Origin of the sequence: Shewanella sp. Isolate13, from assembly GCF_022398325.1 — a bacterium.
Taxonomy (GTDB): Bacteria; Pseudomonadota; Gammaproteobacteria; order Enterobacterales; family Shewanellaceae; genus Shewanella.
In genome coordinates, this window is sequence record NZ_JAKEVD010000018.1 from 84,757 (window position 1) to 101,199 (window position 16,443).

Genomic DNA, 16,443 nt, shown 5'->3' on the forward strand with positions numbered 1-16,443 from the left:
AACAAGGTAAAATCCCCATAATTTAGTAATTTGATAGTAGAGCGCACACATGGCAATTCAGTGGTATCCGGGACACATGCACAAGGCACGAAAAGAGATCGAAGAGGTAATGCCTCAAGTCGATTTGGTGATAGAAGTGCTTGATGCGCGGATCCCTTACAGTAGCGAAAACCCTATGGTGCAGACGCTTCGCGGCGATAAGCCTTGTATCAAATTACTCAACAAATCTGACTTAGCCGATCCAGAAACCACACAGCAGTGGATTGAATACCTTGAGCAAGAGCAAGGCGTTAAGGCAATGGCGATTACCACATTGCAGTCATCACAAGTGAAAAAGATCCCAGACTTATGCCGCAAGTTTGTGCCTAGCCGAGATAAAATCGAAAAAGATATTCGAACCATGATTATGGGGATCCCAAACGTAGGTAAATCCACCATCATCAACACGCTTGCAGGCCGCATGATTGCAAAAACCGGTAACGAGCCTGCAGTGACGAAAACCCAACAGCGGATCAATCTTCGAAATGGTATTGTTCTATCTGACACTCCGGGTATTTTGTGGCCAAAAGTCGATAACGAAAAGAGCAGCTACCGCTTAGCCGTAACGGGGGCTATTAAAGATACTGCGATGGAGTATGAAGATGTGGCCATGTTTGCCGCCGAATACTTCCTTCAAGCCTATCCAGAAGCAATTGCTGAACGTTACAAGATCAAGCAGATGCCAGACACCGACATTGAGCTGCTAGAAGCTATTGGTCGTAATCGCGGCGCATTGCGACCAGGTGGAAGAATCGATCTTCACAAGGCATCAGAAGTATTACTCCACGATTACCGTGCAGGACGTATTGGTCAGCTATCGCTAGAAACCCCTGCAATGGCTGAAATTGAAAAGGCCGAAGTCGCAAGAATACTTGCAGAGAAGCAAGCAAAAGAAGAAGCTCGTAAAGAGCAAGAACGCTTAAAACGCTCCGGCAAACGCTTAAGCTAAACTGTATTAGTTGTATTAGTCCCTTAATAAAAAAGCGCTTAATTGCGCTTTTTTATTATCTGCCTTAACCAACATAAGCCTATATCGAGTGACAGGCAGTAAACATGCTAAATCCAGCTTGCTGTCTTCCCCGGTGCGATTAAAAGACAAATGCTCTACAACAGCCCTCTTTGAATACGCTGCAGCAGTTGGCTAGAACTATTCTCAAGCAGGTCTAGCACCAGCACTAACACCAACTTGAAACCCCTTTTTAAGACTGACTGCACCATCCACTTTCCCACCATTAGATACATTTTTAACGCCATCATGCTCGGTTGATACTTGACCAGCAACTAAATCTGCTTTACCTCTCACTGCAACCAAACCAATATCACCATTAACAGAACCTGTTAAAGATGCTTGGTTGCCCATTTTGACAATATCAGTTACCGTTGTTCCGCCACCGACACCTGCCGTTGCACCTACTCTAACACCACCAGTTCCCGTTAATTGCAAAATCCAATCACTCTCAGCAGGCATTCCGAACAAAGTCAGCATCAGATCCAAAATAAATTGGCTGGCTATTCCGAGGAATTTCGGCAGAAGATACAAAGAAACGCTAATTTAAACCTTACGGTCAGCGAGTGCATAGCTTCTGGTTCATTTCTGGATGGCCTTAAAAGCAGCCAAAAATAAAGCCTCTTGATGCCCAACAACAAAAAGCCCCGCGAATTGAAGTGACCCCCAATAGTTGGACGTTCCAATTACTGGGGGTCTTTTAATGTCTACATACAGTAGAGAGTTCAAACTAGAAGTTGCAGCGCAAGCCAACACCCAAAGTTCGCGTCTGCTTTCAAAGCAATTTAACGTCAGTTCACGGCAAATTCGATACTGGTGTTTAGTCTTTCGTATTCATGGCGAACATGCTTTTTTGCACAAACAAAAACCTTACACGAAAGAAGCTCGCCTAGAGATAATCCANTTGAAGTGACCCCCAATAGTTGGACGTTCCAATTACTGGGGGTCTTTTAATGTCTACATACAGTAGAGAGTTCAAACTAGAAGTTGCAGCGCAAGCCAACACCCAAAGTTCGCGTCTGCTTTCAAAGCAATTTAACGTCAGTTCACGGCAAATTCGATACTGGTGTTTAGTCTTTCGTATTCATGGCGAACATGCTTTTTTGCACAAACAAAAACCTTACACGAAAGAAGCTCGCCTAGAGATAATCCAACGAATGGAATGCGCAGGATGGTCTTTAACTTACACCAGTGCCTTTTTCGATTTGTCTTCTCCGGGCATGTTATCCGAATGGTTTTGTGCTTATAATTCGGGAAAATTAACTCACTTGAAACCACTCAGAGCAAACATGCCCAAATCCGCCAAAGCTAAAAGCTCGAAAGACATGACTGAAAAAGAGCTAAGAGAAGAGCTTGAGTACCTCAGAGCGGAGAATGCTGTCCTAAAAAAGTGGAATGCCTTAGCTCAGGAAAAACAAACAACGAAAAAGCAAAAGTAGTGAGTGAGCTAAAGGCTAAATTTAAACTATCGCATTTACTCAAGGCCTGTGAGCTGCCTAAAAGTGTTTACTATTACCATTGCAACAAAAGTGATAGTCATAACAAATATGATGCCATAAAACGGCAAATTACGACCATATTCCATGCTCATAAAGGACGGTATGGTTATAGACGCATAACGTCAACATTGCGCAGCACAGGCACACTTATTAACCACAAAACGGTTCAACGCTTGATGCTACAATTATCGCTGAAATCAGTAGTAAGACCAAAGCGCTATAAGTCTTATAGGGGCGCGGCAGGTAAGCATATCGACAATACGCTTAACAGAGACTTTAATGCTGTGAAACCGAATCAAAAATGGGTAACTGATATCACAGAGTTTAAGGTAGCTAACCAGCGTGTCTACCTGTCACCAATCATTGATCTGTTTAATCAAGAAGTCGTTAGTTATGAGATTGGTAATTCACCGAGATTAAATCTAGTCACTGATACATTAAATAAGGCGATTAATCAGTTAGCATGGCATGAGCGACCGCTCATTCATTCTGACCAAGGTTGGCAATACCAACATCAATTGACCAGAAAAATCATTGCAGAGAACAGGTTAACACAAAGCATGTCTCGAAAAGGAAATTGCTTAGACAATGCCGTTGCAGAAAACTTCTTTGGCATATTGAAAACGGAAATGTATCACGGTTATGAGTACAAAAGCGCGACCGAGTTAGTAAATGCCATTAAAGAATATATAGAATATTACAATCACAAACGAATTAAGCTGAAACTAAAAGGCCTGAGTCCGATAGCATATCGAAATCAGGCCTTGGTAGCCGCTTAGAAATGAGTCCAACTTAACGGGGTCACTTCAATTTGCGGGGCTTTTTTGTACCTGCTCTTTGGCGAAGCTACGCTTGAGTTGGATTGGCTATCCGGTTTCATGATAAAAGAGATACTGCTTGCCTAGGATGACGCTTCTGTATTAATCATTCATGGCTGTGCTATTACTAATCTATTAGCTTTAACATATCAAAATAGACAAGAGGTTCACCATGAAACCCAAAATTTGGTTGCTCGCCGTAGGTTCTGTATTTTTAACGTTAGCGTCACAGGTCGGGGCGAATGAGACACTAGGCTCAGATGCTCAGCCTAAGTCTGTGCAGGTAGTAAAGCAGTTTATTCAAGGCTTTAATAATCATAGCGTAGAGCAGTTACTACAGCATACAACGCCTAATGTGCACTGGTTTAACTTATCAGGCACTAAGATGGATATCGAGACCTCGACTCAGCAAGAGCTTGGTGCAGCGATGACAGACTACTTTGCTAGCCTCACAGATGCTAAGGCTAGCTTAAGGCAGATCTTGGTTTCGGCTAACTACGTGAGTACGGTGGAAGAGGTGACTTGGAGCCATGAAGGAGAGTTACATAGCCAATGTAGCCTCGGTATTTATCAGCTAGCAGGTGATAAAATTAATGCTGTATGGTTCTACCCTAGTCATGTCTGTGATGAGACGCCTTGGGTAGAAGTGACCAGCCCTGAAATTGTTCAGCCAGAGATCGGCTTATTAAAAGAAACCCGCCAATAAGGAAAAGTATAAGTGTCAAAGAAATACATCATAGCACTCGACCAAGGCACAACGAGTTCTAGAGCGATTGTGTTCGATCACGGTACCAAGATGGTTGCCAGCTCTCAGCGCGAGTTTAGTCAAATGTATCCCCAACCTAGTTGGGTAGAGCATGATGCGATGGAGATCTGGGCGTCTCAAAGCTCGACACTTATCGAAGCCTTGGCTCGGGCTGACATTCACAGCGAAGATGTGGCGGCTATCGGCATTACTAATCAGCGTGAAACAACGGTCGTTTGGGACAAGATGACAGGCAAGCCTGTTTATAATGCGATTGTATGGCAGTGCCGTCGTAGCAGTGGCATCTGTGATGAACTCAAGGCCAGGGGGCTAGAGGATTACGTTAAACAAACCACGGGCTTGTTACTCGATCCCTATTTCTCTGGCACAAAAATAAAGTGGATTTTAGATAACGTCGAAGGTGTGCGCGAGCGAGCCGAGAAAGGTGAACTGTTGTTTGGCACCATAGATACTTGGCTCGTTTGGAAGCTTACCGAGGGCAAGGTGCATGTCACGGATCCGACCAATGCCTCACGCACTCTGTTATTTAATATTCATACCCAAGAGTGGGATGAGAAGCTGTTGCAGGCATTCGATATTCCCCGCTCACTTCTGCCAGAGGTAAAGCCCTCTTCTGCAATTTATGGTTATACCCGTATCGCGGGAGAAGGCAGCCATATTGCGATAGCGGGAATGGCGGGCGATCAGCAATCGGCGCTATTTGGTCAGCTCTGTATCGAAGAGGGGATGGCGAAAAACACCTACGGTACCGGCTGCTTCTTGTTGATGAATACCGGAACAGAAGCTGTTCTGTCTCAGCATGGGCTATTAACCACCATAGCGATTGGTGCCGATGGTGGAGTTAACTACGCGCTAGAGGGCTCGGTATTTATGGGGGGAGCAACGGTGCAGTGGCTCAGAGATGAGCTGGGGCTTATTCGTGATGCGCAAGATACCGAATACTTTGCCAAAAAGGTGGAAGATACCAATGGCGTGTATCTGATCCCTGCATTTGTCGGATTGGGAGCGCCCTACTGGGATCCTGAGGCGAGAGGGGCGTTAGTGGGGTTAACCCGAGGCGCTAATCGTAACCATATTATTCGAGCGGCGCTTGAGGCTATCGCCTATCAGAGTCGCGATCTATTAGACGCCATGTCTAAAGATAGCTGTGTCGAGCTTAAGCAGATCAAGGTCGACGGTGGTGCGGTGGCAAACGATTTCTTAATGCAATTTCAGGCAGATATTACTAACGTTGAGGTGATGCGCCCCGAATTGACTGAAACCACAGCGCTGGGGGCCGCATTCCTTGCGGGCCTAGCTGTAGGATTTTGGAGATCGACCGATGAGCTAAAAAATAAGGCGGGAATAGAGCGCAACTTTACACCGCAGATAAGTGCACAAAAGCGAGAGAGTCTATATCAAGGTTGGCAAAGCGCGGTGGATAGAACCCGTTAAAGCAGCGAAAGTCTCAGCTAGACATCGATGTCGATTCGAGTATGAATCGACTCCGGATCCTCTCTGCTTGTACTCGGCTGTGATGGTTTTTGCGCTAACTTTTGCTTTGACTCTTCTTGGCCGCGCTTACCTCGCCTTGGGCTTTTCCTTCTCTCAAGGCTTGGATCCAGCTGATAAGCAATTTGCTGATTTTTACGCCTATCGTTAGTCGAGGTGCGCCTTTCCAAATGTGGTGGCAGTTGTGACTGTGGCGGCTCATGGCTGTCAGCTGCTATCTGGGCAGTATTATCAATTTTTTTAATCTGTTTCTTAGTCTTAACCTTAGGGGAGACAGGTCTCGCAAGCATGGCGTAAACACTATCTAAGCTAATCATTTTCAGCTCCTCGTTTTCAATGGAGTTACCTATATATCGACCGCTTTTGGTTAAAGTTTAGCCGTTTATTGTGGCGGGAGGGGGGAGTGGGGGGCGAGAACTGGAAATAAATTTGGTTAGTTAATTAATTATGTTTAATATTTTCTGTATTTTTAGTGCAGCTTCTAAGAGGTAAATGGCTCTATCGGGTTAATTCCTCCTCCCAATAACATTGTCATTATGGGAAAAAAGTCCACAATATGGCCTGTTCTATTACAGTTAACACCACTCTTCTGTCTGTTTTTGCTGCTTTTTAAGCTTTATAGGGTCGTAAATCTCCACATAAATCCCCTTTAACAGCTTTGTTTAAAATGAAACAAAATTGGCTGCTAGCCCGCTTGGTTGCTGGATTTTTAAATCTGCGGCTTTCCTTGACAAGCCTTGCGTTCTATCCCTAAACTTAGCTGTTGTGGGGAAATGTGGATATTTGTGGGATATTTTATAGAGCAACAGGGATGATATAAGGTGTTTTCAGGGGCAAGCGCTATTAATCTAGATGCAAAAGGCCGGATCGCTATACCTAAGCGATACCGTGAGACCTTGCATGCCCGCCATAATAATCAACTTGTTATCACTGTAGATATTCAATCCTCTTGTTTACTGCTGTATCCCATTCATGAGTGGGAGCAAGTTGCTGCTAAACTCGCATCTCTTTCCGACACACAGCCTACCGAACGAGCGATGAAAAGATTATTGCTCGGATATGCCCATGAGTGTGAATTAGACGGTAATGGCCGCATGTTATTACCGACCCCATTGCGTCAATATGCCAACTTAGATAAGCGGGCAATGTTAGTCGGCCAACTCAATAAGTTTGAGTTATGGGACGAAGCTGCATGGCAGCAACAGATTGAGCAGAGTCGCGAAGCGATTCTTAATGAAGACTTGGCTGCTAACGAACGTTTGGCAGATTTCTCACTGTAACCAGTGATACTTAAAAGTAGAAGAAACCATGACACAAGAATTTGAACACCTATCAGTGCTGCTAACGGAAACCGTTGCAGGCTTAAACATAAGACCCGATGGCATCTATATCGATGGCACATTCGGTCGCGGTGGTCATTCTCGAAAAGTTCTTGAAGAGCTTGGACCGAATGGAAGGCTGATTGCTATCGACCGCGATCCGCAGGCTATTGCTGCGGCAGAGCAGTTTAAAGACGACAGTCGTTTTCAGATTGTTCATGGTGGTTTCGGCCAGTTAGCTGAGTATGTTGAAGATTTAGGCTTGAAAGGCCAGATCGATGGTGTGCTACTGGACTTTGGTGTGTCATCGCCGCAGTTAGACGATGCCGAGCGTGGCTTTAGTTTCTTGCGTGACGGTCCTCTGGATATGCGTATGGATAACTCCCAAGGTGAGACCGCTGCACAGTGGCTTGCCCGCGCAGAAATTGAAGATATGGCATGGGTATTTAAGACCTATGGCGAAGAGAAGAATGCTCGCCATATCGCTCGTTGTATCGCGGCCGATCGTGATAAGACGCCATTTTTGCGCACCAAAGAGTTAGCAGACTTAATTGCTCGGATCACTAAGAGCAAGGAGCGCAATAAGCATCCAGCGACACGTGTATTCCAAGCCATTCGTATCTACATCAACAGTGAACTAGAGCAGATCGATCAAGCCCTAGAAGGTGCACTGACGGTCTTAGCGCCGGAAGGACGACTATCGGTGATCAGCTTCCACTCACTTGAAGACCGTATGGTGAAGCGTTTTATTCGCCGTAATAGTCAAGGTGAGAGCGTACCTCACGGTTTGCCAATTACTGAGGCTGAGATTAATAAGTCACGCAAATTAAAGGCCGTGGGTAAGGCGATTAAGCCATCCGCGGAAGAGGTTGAACGTAATGCAAGGGCACGAAGCTCTGTACTGCGTGTCGCCGAGCGTTTGCCATACGAAGCATAAGCGATAAGAGGCTTAGGTGAGTAAAGCTCAATTGAATTTAACCCGCATCGTGTTGCTCGATCTATGGCACCACAAATGGGTCATGATGCTAGCAGTGCTAGTCATCATGAATGCGATTGCGGTGGTGTATACCAGCTATGAAGGCAGAAAGTACACCAGTCAATGGGAGCAGTTATTACAAGAGCGAGACAGGCTAGATATTGAGTGGCGTAACTTGCTACTCGAAGAGCAGTCTCGTTCAGAACATAGCCGAATAACCCGGATAGCGACTAAAGAGCTCAACATGAACCGTCCATTACCAAAAGATGAGGTTGTGGTAAGAGTGCCATGAGTAAACAAGCGAAGCGTAAACAAAAACCACAGTTGATCCAATGGCGTCTATACGTCGTTGTGGCTTTTGTCTGCCTGATGTTTACCAGTTTGGTTGGTCGTGCGGCTTACATCCAGATTATTGAGCCTGAAAAACTACGCCACGAAAGTGATATGCGTACCCTGCGTACCACCAGTCGTGAGGTGCAGCGTGGACTGATTACCGACCGCAATGGCGAGATGCTGGCGGTTAGCGTACCGGTTAAGGCGGTCTATGCCGACCCTAAAGTGGTGCATGATAAAAATGGCTTTGCAGATATGCGTCGCTGGCAAGCGCTGGCGGATGTATTGCACGAGCCAAAAGATGAAATTTTAGATAGAGTCCAATTAAATCCACGTAAGCGTTTTACCTACCTTAAGCGTCAAGTGACACCAGCCGTTGCCGACTATATCAAGCAGCTAAAGCTACCTGGCGTCTATCTTAAATCTGAGTCTCGTCGTTACTACCCAACGGGTGAGATCTCGGCGCAGCTAGTCGGTATTACCAATATCGATGACAAAGGTATCGAAGGGATAGAGAACACCTATAACGATTGGCTCACGGGAACCCCAAGCAAGCAAAAAGTGCGTAAGTCCCGAGACGGTCATGTTGTTGAGCGCCTAGATATGGTGCAAGAAGGCGAGAGCCCGAACGACTTGGTGTTGAGTATTGATCAGCGTATTCAGCAGCTTGCCTACCGTGAATTGAAAAAAGCCACCGAGATCAACCAAGCGACTTCTGGCTCGATTGTGGTGTTAGATGTGCACACGGGGGAAGTGTTAGCGATGGCGAATACGCCCTCCTATAACCCTAACTCTCGTGAAGGGCTGCAGAGCTATCGTATGCGAAATCGTGCGTTAACCGACTCTTACGAACCCGGTTCAACCATCAAGCCATTTGTGGTCGCAGCCGCGCTTGAAGCGGGCACCATTAAAGCGGATGACATCATCAAGACCAATCCTGGGCGAATGCGCATTGGTGGTAAAATTGTCCGTGATGGTCGCAACTATGGCGACCTTTCCCTAAGTGGTATCTTGGTGCACTCCAGTAACGTTGGTATGACCAAGATTGCGTTATCAATGCCTGTGCAAGAGCTGTTAGGAGCCTACCAGACAATGGGGCTAGGTAACTATTCGGGTATTAACTTAGAGGGTGAAAGTGCAGGCCTTATTCACGACCGTCGTCGCTGGTCTGAGTTTGAGCGAGCCACGCTATCATTTGGTTATGGCTTGATGGCAACACCATTGCAGCTTGCCAGAATGTACTCAATTTTAGGAAACAAGGGCGTACTCTACCCGGTTTCAATCTTAAAGCTTAAGCAAGAGCCACAAGGCACCCAGGTACTCTCACCAGAAGTGGCACAAGGCGTAATGGAGATGCTAGTGGGGGTGACCGAGAAAGGCGGCACCGCACGTAAGGCCCATATCGAAGGTTATCCTGTAGCGGGTAAGACGGGCACCGCGCGTAAGGCGGTTGCTGGTGGCTATGGTGAAGACTACGTCGCGTTATTTGCCGGTGTTGCGCCAGTACATAATCCCAAATTAGCCATTGCTGTGGTCGTTAACGAGCCTAAAGGCGATCGTTATTATGGTGGTGATGTGGCGGCGCCAGTCTTTGCATCTGTGATGTCTGGTGCACTGCAGATGCTCAATGTAGAACCGATTTCAAATCGAGAGAAGGTGCGTCTAGCGGCACATTCTAGGAGTGTAGAATAATGCTGATCCGCGATCTGCTGGCACCATGGTTTCATTATTCAGGATCTGAAGATTTCTTGGATATCACCTTGGATAGCCGCGCAGTAAAAGAGGGCGACCTGTTTGTCGCAATTCCAGGTTATCAAGTCGATGGCAGGCAGTTTATTGCAGGGGCATTGGAGCGCGGCGCTAAAGCGGCGCTGGTGCACACAGATTCACCGGAAAAGCACGGCACCGTGGTTAACGAAGGTGGATTACAGATCCTATTTTTTCAGCTGAACAGGCAAATATCTGCCTTGGCGGCTCAGGCTTATCCTCTGTCTCAAGCGCGGCCGCAGATTGTCGGTGTGACAGGAACCAATGGTAAAACCTCGGTGACTCAGCTGATTGCTCAGCTGCAGTTATTACAAAATAAACACACAGCTGTAATGGGTACCTTAGGCAATGGTCTATGGGGCGAACTTGTCGATAGCGGTAACACCACCGCCGATCCTGTCACGCTTATTAAGCAGTTGCAGGAATTTGAACAACGGGGCGCAGATACTTGTGCGATGGAAGTCTCTAGCCACGGTTTAGTACAGGGGAGAGTCGAAGCAGTTCCCTTTGATGTGGCGGTGTTTACCAACTTAAGCAGAGATCACCTCGATTATCACCATACGATGGAAGCTTATGGCATCGCCAAGAAGCGCCTATTCCAGTTCGCCAACCTGCGCGGTGGTTTAATCAATACCGATGACCCCGTCGGCCGTGAGTGGCTGACCGATTTAGCCTCTGACAAGTTATTAGGCTTTAGTGTCAAAGGGGATGCTACGGCTGCAATTTATACCAAAGACAACCATTTTCATGATGGCGGCGTGTCTTGCACCTTAGTGTGGCCAACTGGCGAAGCTCAGCTTAGTTCACCACTACTGGGTGATTTTAACCTGTCTAATTTGGTTGCGGCGCTCGGTGCGCTTTACCTGCTGGGTGAAGATATGCACGTGCTTGTAGCGCTTGCGGCCAAGCTTGAGCCTGTAGCTGGACGAATGGAGCGCTTCACCGGTAAAGATGGCGTCACACTAGTGGTTGACTACGCCCATACGCCGGATGCAATCGAGCAGGCGTTAAAAGCGCTGCGTGTGCACTGTAAAGGGCAGCTGTGGTGCTTATTCGGTTGCGGCGGTGATAGAGACAAGGGTAAGCGTCCAATGATGGCGGCGAGTGCAGAGCAGTTTGCCGACCGCGTGATGGTCACCAGTGATAACTGCAGAAGCGAAGAGCCTAAGGCCATTATTGCCGATATTTTTACGGGCTTGCAGCGTCCTGAAGCTGCCTTGTCGCAGGTAGACCGTCAGCTAGCGATTAAAGAGATTATCGCTCAGGCAAATGCAGGCGATATGGTGTTACTGGCAGGCAAGGGCCATGAAACCTATCAAGAAGTTAACGGTAAAAAGTTGAATTACGATGAAAGGGCATTCGCAAAAGCGCTTGCCGAAGGTGATGCATGATCAGGGTTTCTTTAGCCGAGTTAGCGGCGCGCCTCAATGGCCAGCTGATTGGCGACGATCTGCCAATCGATAGTGTCTCTAGCGACAGTCGAGCGGTAGATAGCAAGACGCTTTTCGTGGCGTTGAAAGGTGAAAATTTTGATGGCCACAATTTTGCTCAAGCGGCGGTTGATGCCGGTGCGAATGCATTGTTGGTAGAAAGAGAGTTACCGATAGACGCTGCACAAATTGTCGTGGCGAATAGTCAGCGCGCGATGGGTGATATTGGCGCCTATGTGCGCGAGCAGATTGCTCCTACTTGTGTGGCACTAACTGGTTCCAATGGTAAAACCAGCGTCAAAGAGATGATAGCGACTATCTTGTCGCAAGAGCACCAAGTGCTCTATACCGCGGGTAACTTCAATAATGAAATTGGCGTGCCATTAACCCTGTTGAGATTAGAGCAAGGTGACGAGTTTGGCGTGTTTGAACTTGGTGCTAACCATGCTGGCGAAATTGATTACACCTCTAGCCTAGTCAAACCTTGCGTGGCCATGGTGAATAACGTTGCTTCGGCTCATCTTGAAGGGTTCGGTTCGCTGCAAGGTGTTGCCAAGGCGAAATCTGAAATCTTTAATCATGTTGCAAGTGGTGGCACAGCGGTGATCAATGCCGATGATCCATTTGCAGATGTGATGCTTGATGCTTCGGCTCATCTAAAGCAACTGCGCTTTGGCATAGAAAGTGACATTAGCCGAGATCTCGATATTTCGGCGAGTGAATTGAGTAGCGATAACTACGGCCGCTATAGCTTCACCATTAATCATAATAACCAAACGCAACAGGTGTCTTTGCCCTTAGCTGGGCGTCATCAGGTTTCAAATGCCCTAGCGGCAACCAGTATCTGTCTCGCGCTTGGTTTATCTTTGAGCCATATTTGCCAAGGACTTAGCCAGCTAAAGCCAGTAAAGGGACGCATGTTACCAAGCGCTCTTGGGCGGGTGACGGTGATCGATGATAGCTATAACGCAAACCCGGCTTCTGTTGGCGCTGCAATTGACTGGCTTCAAGAAATTAAAGGAAATCGCTGTTTAGTACTGGGCGATTTGGGCGAATTAGGCGACAATGCCGCCCTTTTGCATCGTGAGCTTGGGGAATTAGCCAAGACGAAAGGCGTCAATGCGCTATTTTGTGTTGGCACACTAAGTGAGGGTGCGAGTCATGCTTTTGGTTCCAAACACTACACGGATATAGATGATCTGGTTGCGGGGTTAATTCAATACATTAACGAATTACCTGTCGAAATTACCGTGTTAGTGAAAGGTTCTCGCAGTGCGAGAATGGAACGTGTAGTCGAAGCTTTAACAACGGCCTTTGGTCGCGGGGAGTTTGTTTAATGCTGGTTTACCTGGCTGAGTATTTAACCCAATTTTATAGTGGGTTTAATGTATTTTCATATGTGACGTTTCGAGCCATTTTAGGCTTGATGACAGCAATGGTGTTTAGTCTTTGGTGGGGACCAAAGATGATCGAGCGTTTGCAGTTAATGCAGATTGGTCAAGTCGTGCGTAACGATGGTCCTGAGTCGCATTTTAGTAAGCGTGGCACGCCAACCATGGGGGGCTTGCTGATCCTTGCGGGTGTGTTTATCAGTGTCTTGCTTTGGGGCGATCTGGGTAGCCGCTATGTGTGGGTCGTGCTCTTCGTTTTGGCAACTTTCGGTTTGATTGGCTTTATCGATGATTATCGTAAAGTGGTCAGAAAAGACACCAAGGGATTGATCGCTAAGTGGAAATATCTGCTGCAGTCTTTGGCTGCACTGGTGATTGCCGTTTATCTGTATGCATCGGCGCAAAGTCCAGGCGAAACTCAACTCGTTGTACCTTTCTTTAAAGACATCATGCCCCAGCTTGGTGGCTTCTTTATCATATTGGTTTACTTCACGATTGTCGGCTCAAGTAATGCGGTGAACCTAACCGATGGGCTAGATGGTTTGGCAATTATGCCGACAGTTATGGTTGCAGCGGCATTTGCCTTGATTGCCTACCTTTCCGGTCACGTTCAGTTTGCTAACTACTTGCACCTGCCTTATCTGCCTGGAGCGGGTGAACTAGTGATTGTGTGTACGGCGATTGTGGGGGCTGGTTTAGGCTTTTTATGGTTCAACACCTACCCGGCACAAGTATTCATGGGTGACGTAGGCTCGTTATCTTTAGGCGCGGCATTAGGTGCAATCGCGGTACTTGTGCGTCAAGAGATCTTATTGGTGATTATGGGCGGCGTGTTCGTTATGGAGACCGTGTCGGTAATCTTGCAGGTGGGCTCGTACAAACTACGTGGCCAGCGCATCTTCCGTATGGCACCTATTCATCATCATTATGAGTTGAAGGGCTGGCCGGAGCCACGAGTCATTGTTCGATTTTGGATTATCTCTTTGTTCCTAGTTCTGCTTGGGCTAGCAACCTTGAAATTGAGATAATCGAGTTAAATTAACTAACTCATTTTATATAGAAGAGTAGATAGGTCTGATATGGCGCAGCAATATTCACACATAGTTTTAGGTTTAGGTGCAACAGGTTTATCTGTTGTGCGTTACCTGTGTGGGCAAGGAATTATTCCTTTAGTCATGGATAGTCGAGTTCAACCGCCAGGGGCTGAGAGCTTGGCTGCAGAGTTTCCGCAAGTGACTCTTATCACCGGCGGCTTCGACTGTCGTTACTTGGTGCAGGCACAGCAGATCATCATTAGTCCTGGTATTGCGTGCGAAACCCCAGAGGTTAGGGTTGCGTTTGATATGGGCATCGAGGTGATCGGTGATGTTGAGCTGTTTGCCCGCGCTGTGGCTGAAACGTCAGCCAAGGTTATCGGTATCACAGGCTCTAACGGCAAGACGACTGTCACCACCTTAGTGGGTGAGATGGCTAAAGCCAGTGGCTGCTCTTACGCTGTCGGTGGCAATATCGGTGTGCCAGCACTGGATCTACTCCTCGAGCCTAAAGATCTGTATATCCTAGAGCTATCGAGTTTCCAGTTAGAAACGACCCATAGCTTGCAGTGCGTTGCGGCAACTTGCCTCAACATTAGTGAAGATCATATGGATCGCTACAGCGACCTTGAGTCATACCGTCAGGCCAAGCTTAAGCTCTATAAACAGAGCAAAATGGTGCTGTTTAATCGCGAAGACGCGTTAACTATCCCTAAGAATCCAACTAACCAACAAAGCTTCGGTTTAGATGCTCCAGAGGTTGATGATTGGGGGATTGCTGGCGGCATGATAGTACAAGGCAGCAGCCAGATAATGCCTGTGAGTGATGTTGCACTTGTGGGGAGTCACAACCAAGCGAACATTATCGCCGCGATGGCGTTAGCCACGGCGGCAGGTATTGAACGTGATTTCCAGATAGAGGTTGCTAAGGCATTCTTAGGCCTCGCTCACCGTTGTGAAGTGGTTGCTGATATTGCCGGTGTGACTTATGTCAACGACTCTAAGGCGACAAACATCGGTGCTACGGTTGCCGCCATTGACGGCTTAAGTGAACACTTAGGTGAATTGATTTTGATCGCCGGTGGTGATGGTAAAGGCGCAGACTTTAAACCGCTAGAGCCAGTGCTTGAGAAAGTCAGTCAGTTAATTGTTTTAGGTAAAGATGCTGACAAAATTGCGGCATTAAAACCCGAGGCGATAAAAGTCTCCACCATGGCAGAGGCCGTGGCGAAGGCCAATGAGTTAGCCACCGCCGGTGATATCGTGATCTTGTCGCCCGCTTGCTCAAGTTTAGATATGTATTCCAACTTTATGGCCCGTGGAGATGAGTTCCGCAGCCTAGTTGAAGCGATCCATGGCGAGTAGTGAGAAGCAGTTAAGCCTGTTTGGCAACCGCATTAAATGGTCGTTGCCAAATCTGTTTAGTGACAGATCTGCGCCTGGGATGCAGCTGTACGATAGAGCATTATTATTTGCCGTTTTGTCGTTGATCTGTTTTGGCTTTGTTATGGTGATGTCAGCCTCTATGCCAGAGGCGCAGACTTTAACGGGAAACCCGTTTCATTTTGTTTGGCGTCATGGCGCTTACCTTGTGGGCTGTGTAATCATTGCCGCAGTGGTTTTACAAGTAGAGATGCGTCATTGGCAAAATTTTAGCCCGCTGCTGTTGCTGATCGTAGGCATCATGTTGGTGGCGGTGTTAATTGTGGGAACCACGGTAAACGGGGCGACCCGTTGGCTATCTATCGGGCCTATCCGTATTCAGGTTGCCGAGATAGCTAAGTTTGCCTTCGCCATCTATATGGCGGGTTACTTGGTAAGGCGCCACCAAGAGATCAGGGAAAATGCTAAAGGCTTCTATAAGCCGATTGCTGTTTTTGCCGTGTATGCGTTTTTGATTTTGATGCAGCCTGACTTAGGGACGGTTGTGGTGCTATTTGTTGGCACGGTCGGCTTGCTGTTTTTAGCCGGGGCGCGATTACTGGATTTCTTCGCGCTGATCTTAACCGGGATCCTGGCATTCGTGGCGCTTGTACTGTTAGAGCCATATCGTATGCGACGAGTCACCTCGTTTCTTGACCCATGGCAAGATCCGTTTGGCAGCGGTTATCAGCTGACTCAGTCACTGATGGCCTATGGGCGCGGAGATTGGTTTGGTCAGGGTCTAGGTAACAGTATTCAGAAGTTGGAGTATCTGCCTGAGGCACATACCGACTTTATCTTTGCGGTGATTGGCGAAGAGCTTGGGTTTATTGGCATTATCGCTGTTTTGTCAGTGTTGCTGTTTGTGGCACTGCGAGCGATTAAGCTGGGCAACATGTGTTTGGCACTGGAGCGTGCATTTGAAGGCTATTTAGCCTACGGCATCGGCATCTGGATCTGTTTCCAGACGGTGGTAAACGTCGGTGCCAGTATCGGTATGTTGCCAACCAAAGGATTAACCCTGCCATTTATTAGTTATGGCGGCAGTAGTTTATGGGTGATGACGGCGGCAGCTATGATGCTGATCCGAATTGACCATGAAAGAAGATTGAGTGTTATCCAGGCCATCGAAGGCCGGACAAACAAATAATG

At 47.3% G+C, this 16,443-nt stretch carries 16 protein-coding genes; 14 read left to right on the plus strand and 2 right to left on the minus strand.

What is annotated here, in order from left to right; genetic code table 11:
* The first annotated feature begins 49 nt into the window (after positions 1–49).
* Positions 50–988, plus strand: coding sequence for a ribosome biogenesis GTPase YlqF (gene ylqF / locus L1D44_RS12830; RefSeq protein ID WP_220767566.1), 939 nt, complete (start codon positions 50–52; stop codon positions 986–988).
* Between the two features lie 204 nt (positions 989–1,192).
* Here the strand turns inward: ylqF and L1D44_RS12835 are convergent, their stop codons facing one another.
* On the minus strand, positions 1,193–1,525 hold the full coding sequence (locus L1D44_RS12835) for a hypothetical protein (protein ID WP_239891180.1): 333 nt from the start codon (positions 1,523–1,525) through the stop codon (positions 1,193–1,195).
* A gap of 473 nt (positions 1,526–1,998) precedes the next feature.
* On the opposite strand from L1D44_RS12835, the gene L1D44_RS12840 reads away from it, so the two are divergent.
* The 4 genes from L1D44_RS12840 (at position 1,999) to glpK (ending at position 5,562) form a co-directional block, all read left to right on the plus strand.
* Positions 1,999–2,484 carry a transposase gene (locus tag L1D44_RS12840; RefSeq protein WP_239891182.1) on the plus strand — a complete coding sequence of 162 codons (486 nt, stop codon included), beginning with the start codon at positions 1,999–2,001 and terminating at the stop codon, positions 2,482–2,484.
* Entirely contained in the window at positions 2,484–3,323 is an 840-nt protein-coding gene (locus tag L1D44_RS12845; RefSeq protein ID WP_239891184.1) for an IS3 family transposase, read from the plus strand. Before L1D44_RS12840 ends, L1D44_RS12845 begins: the two co-directional genes overlap by 1 nt.
* A gap of 211 nt (positions 3,324–3,534) precedes the next feature.
* The gene (locus L1D44_RS12850; RefSeq protein WP_239891186.1) at positions 3,535–4,068 is read left to right on the plus strand and encodes a nuclear transport factor 2 family protein; all 534 of its coding nucleotides are present in this window, start codon (positions 3,535–3,537) and stop codon (positions 4,066–4,068) included.
* A gap of 12 nt (positions 4,069–4,080) precedes the next feature.
* Positions 4,081–5,562: a glycerol kinase GlpK gene (gene glpK, locus L1D44_RS12855; protein ID WP_239891188.1), complete on the plus strand. Its 1,482-nt coding sequence runs from the start codon at positions 4,081–4,083 to the stop codon at positions 5,560–5,562.
* A gap of 17 nt (positions 5,563–5,579) precedes the next feature.
* On the opposite strand, the gene L1D44_RS12860 is transcribed toward glpK, so the two are convergent.
* Positions 5,580–5,936, minus strand: a complete 357-nt coding sequence (locus L1D44_RS12860; RefSeq protein ID WP_239891190.1) for a hypothetical protein — start codon at positions 5,934–5,936, stop codon at positions 5,580–5,582.
* A gap of 504 nt (positions 5,937–6,440) precedes the next feature.
* Between L1D44_RS12860 and mraZ the strand changes: the two genes are divergently transcribed.
* From mraZ to ftsW, 9 genes are read left to right on the plus strand one after another with little or no spacing between them, the layout of a single operon-like run.
* Positions 6,441–6,899 (plus strand): division/cell wall cluster transcriptional repressor MraZ, encoded by a 459-nt coding sequence (gene mraZ / locus L1D44_RS12865; RefSeq protein WP_220769547.1) that lies wholly within the window; start codon positions 6,441–6,443, stop codon positions 6,897–6,899.
* 28 nt (positions 6,900–6,927) lie between these two features.
* A complete protein-coding gene (rsmH, locus tag L1D44_RS12870) occupies positions 6,928–7,875 on the plus strand; it encodes a 16S rRNA (cytosine(1402)-N(4))-methyltransferase RsmH (RefSeq protein ID WP_239891192.1) in 948 nt (315 codons plus the stop codon).
* A 16-nt stretch (positions 7,876–7,891) separates the two neighbouring features.
* A complete protein-coding gene (gene ftsL, locus L1D44_RS12875; RefSeq protein ID WP_239891194.1) occupies positions 7,892–8,206 on the plus strand; it encodes a cell division protein FtsL in 315 nt (104 codons plus the stop codon).
* Positions 8,203–9,939: a penicillin-binding transpeptidase domain-containing protein gene (locus L1D44_RS12880; protein ID WP_239891196.1), complete on the plus strand. Its 1,737-nt coding sequence runs from the start codon at positions 8,203–8,205 to the stop codon at positions 9,937–9,939. The genes ftsL and L1D44_RS12880 overlap by 4 nt, the downstream gene beginning before the upstream one ends.
* Positions 9,939–11,405: a UDP-N-acetylmuramoyl-L-alanyl-D-glutamate--2,6-diaminopimelate ligase gene (gene murE / locus L1D44_RS12885; RefSeq protein ID WP_239891199.1), complete on the plus strand. Its 1,467-nt coding sequence runs from the start codon at positions 9,939–9,941 to the stop codon at positions 11,403–11,405. The genes L1D44_RS12880 and murE overlap by 1 nt, the downstream gene beginning before the upstream one ends.
* Positions 11,402–12,781 carry a UDP-N-acetylmuramoyl-tripeptide--D-alanyl-D-alanine ligase gene (gene murF, locus L1D44_RS12890; protein WP_239891200.1) on the plus strand — a complete coding sequence of 460 codons (1,380 nt, stop codon included), beginning with the start codon at positions 11,402–11,404 and terminating at the stop codon, positions 12,779–12,781. The genes murE and murF overlap by 4 nt, the downstream gene beginning before the upstream one ends.
* A complete protein-coding gene (mraY, locus tag L1D44_RS12895; RefSeq protein ID WP_239891202.1) occupies positions 12,781–13,863 on the plus strand; it encodes a phospho-N-acetylmuramoyl-pentapeptide-transferase in 1,083 nt (360 codons plus the stop codon). Before murF ends, mraY begins: the two co-directional genes overlap by 1 nt.
* Before the next feature lie 51 nt (positions 13,864–13,914).
* Positions 13,915–15,234: a UDP-N-acetylmuramoyl-L-alanine--D-glutamate ligase gene (gene murD, locus L1D44_RS12900; RefSeq protein ID WP_239891205.1), complete on the plus strand. Its 1,320-nt coding sequence runs from the start codon at positions 13,915–13,917 to the stop codon at positions 15,232–15,234.
* A complete protein-coding gene (gene ftsW / locus L1D44_RS12905; RefSeq protein ID WP_239891207.1) occupies positions 15,224–16,441 on the plus strand; it encodes a cell division protein FtsW in 1,218 nt (405 codons plus the stop codon). Before murD ends, ftsW begins: the two co-directional genes overlap by 11 nt.
* Positions 16,442–16,443 lie beyond the last annotated feature (2 nt).

Excerpts from the sequence above, each read along its gene's own strand:
- ylqF (WP_220767566.1), top strand. The coding sequence starts at position 50 with ATGGCAATTCAGTGGTATCCGGGACACATGCACAAGGCACGAAAAGAG.
- L1D44_RS12835 (WP_239891180.1), bottom strand. The coding sequence starts at position 1,525 with ATGCTGACTTTGTTCGGAATGCCTGCTGAGAGTGATTGGATTTTGCAA.
- L1D44_RS12840 (WP_239891182.1), top strand. The coding sequence starts at position 1,999 with ATGTCTACATACAGTAGAGAGTTCAAACTAGAAGTTGCAGCGCAAGCC.
- L1D44_RS12850 (WP_239891186.1), top strand. The coding sequence starts at position 3,535 with ATGAAACCCAAAATTTGGTTGCTCGCCGTAGGTTCTGTATTTTTAACG.
- L1D44_RS12860 (WP_239891190.1), bottom strand. The coding sequence starts at position 5,936 with ATGATTAGCTTAGATAGTGTTTACGCCATGCTTGCGAGACCTGTCTCC.
- rsmH (WP_239891192.1), top strand. The coding sequence starts at position 6,928 with ATGACACAAGAATTTGAACACCTATCAGTGCTGCTAACGGAAACCGTT.
- L1D44_RS12880 (WP_239891196.1), top strand. The coding sequence starts at position 8,203 with ATGAGTAAACAAGCGAAGCGTAAACAAAAACCACAGTTGATCCAATGG.
- murE (WP_239891199.1), top strand. The coding sequence starts at position 9,939 with ATGCTGATCCGCGATCTGCTGGCACCATGGTTTCATTATTCAGGATCT.
- murF (WP_239891200.1), top strand. The coding sequence starts at position 11,402 with ATGATCAGGGTTTCTTTAGCCGAGTTAGCGGCGCGCCTCAATGGCCAG.
- mraY (WP_239891202.1), top strand. The coding sequence starts at position 12,781 with ATGCTGGTTTACCTGGCTGAGTATTTAACCCAATTTTATAGTGGGTTT.
- murD (WP_239891205.1), top strand. The coding sequence starts at position 13,915 with ATGGCGCAGCAATATTCACACATAGTTTTAGGTTTAGGTGCAACAGGT.
- ftsW (WP_239891207.1), top strand. The coding sequence starts at position 15,224 with ATGGCGAGTAGTGAGAAGCAGTTAAGCCTGTTTGGCAACCGCATTAAA.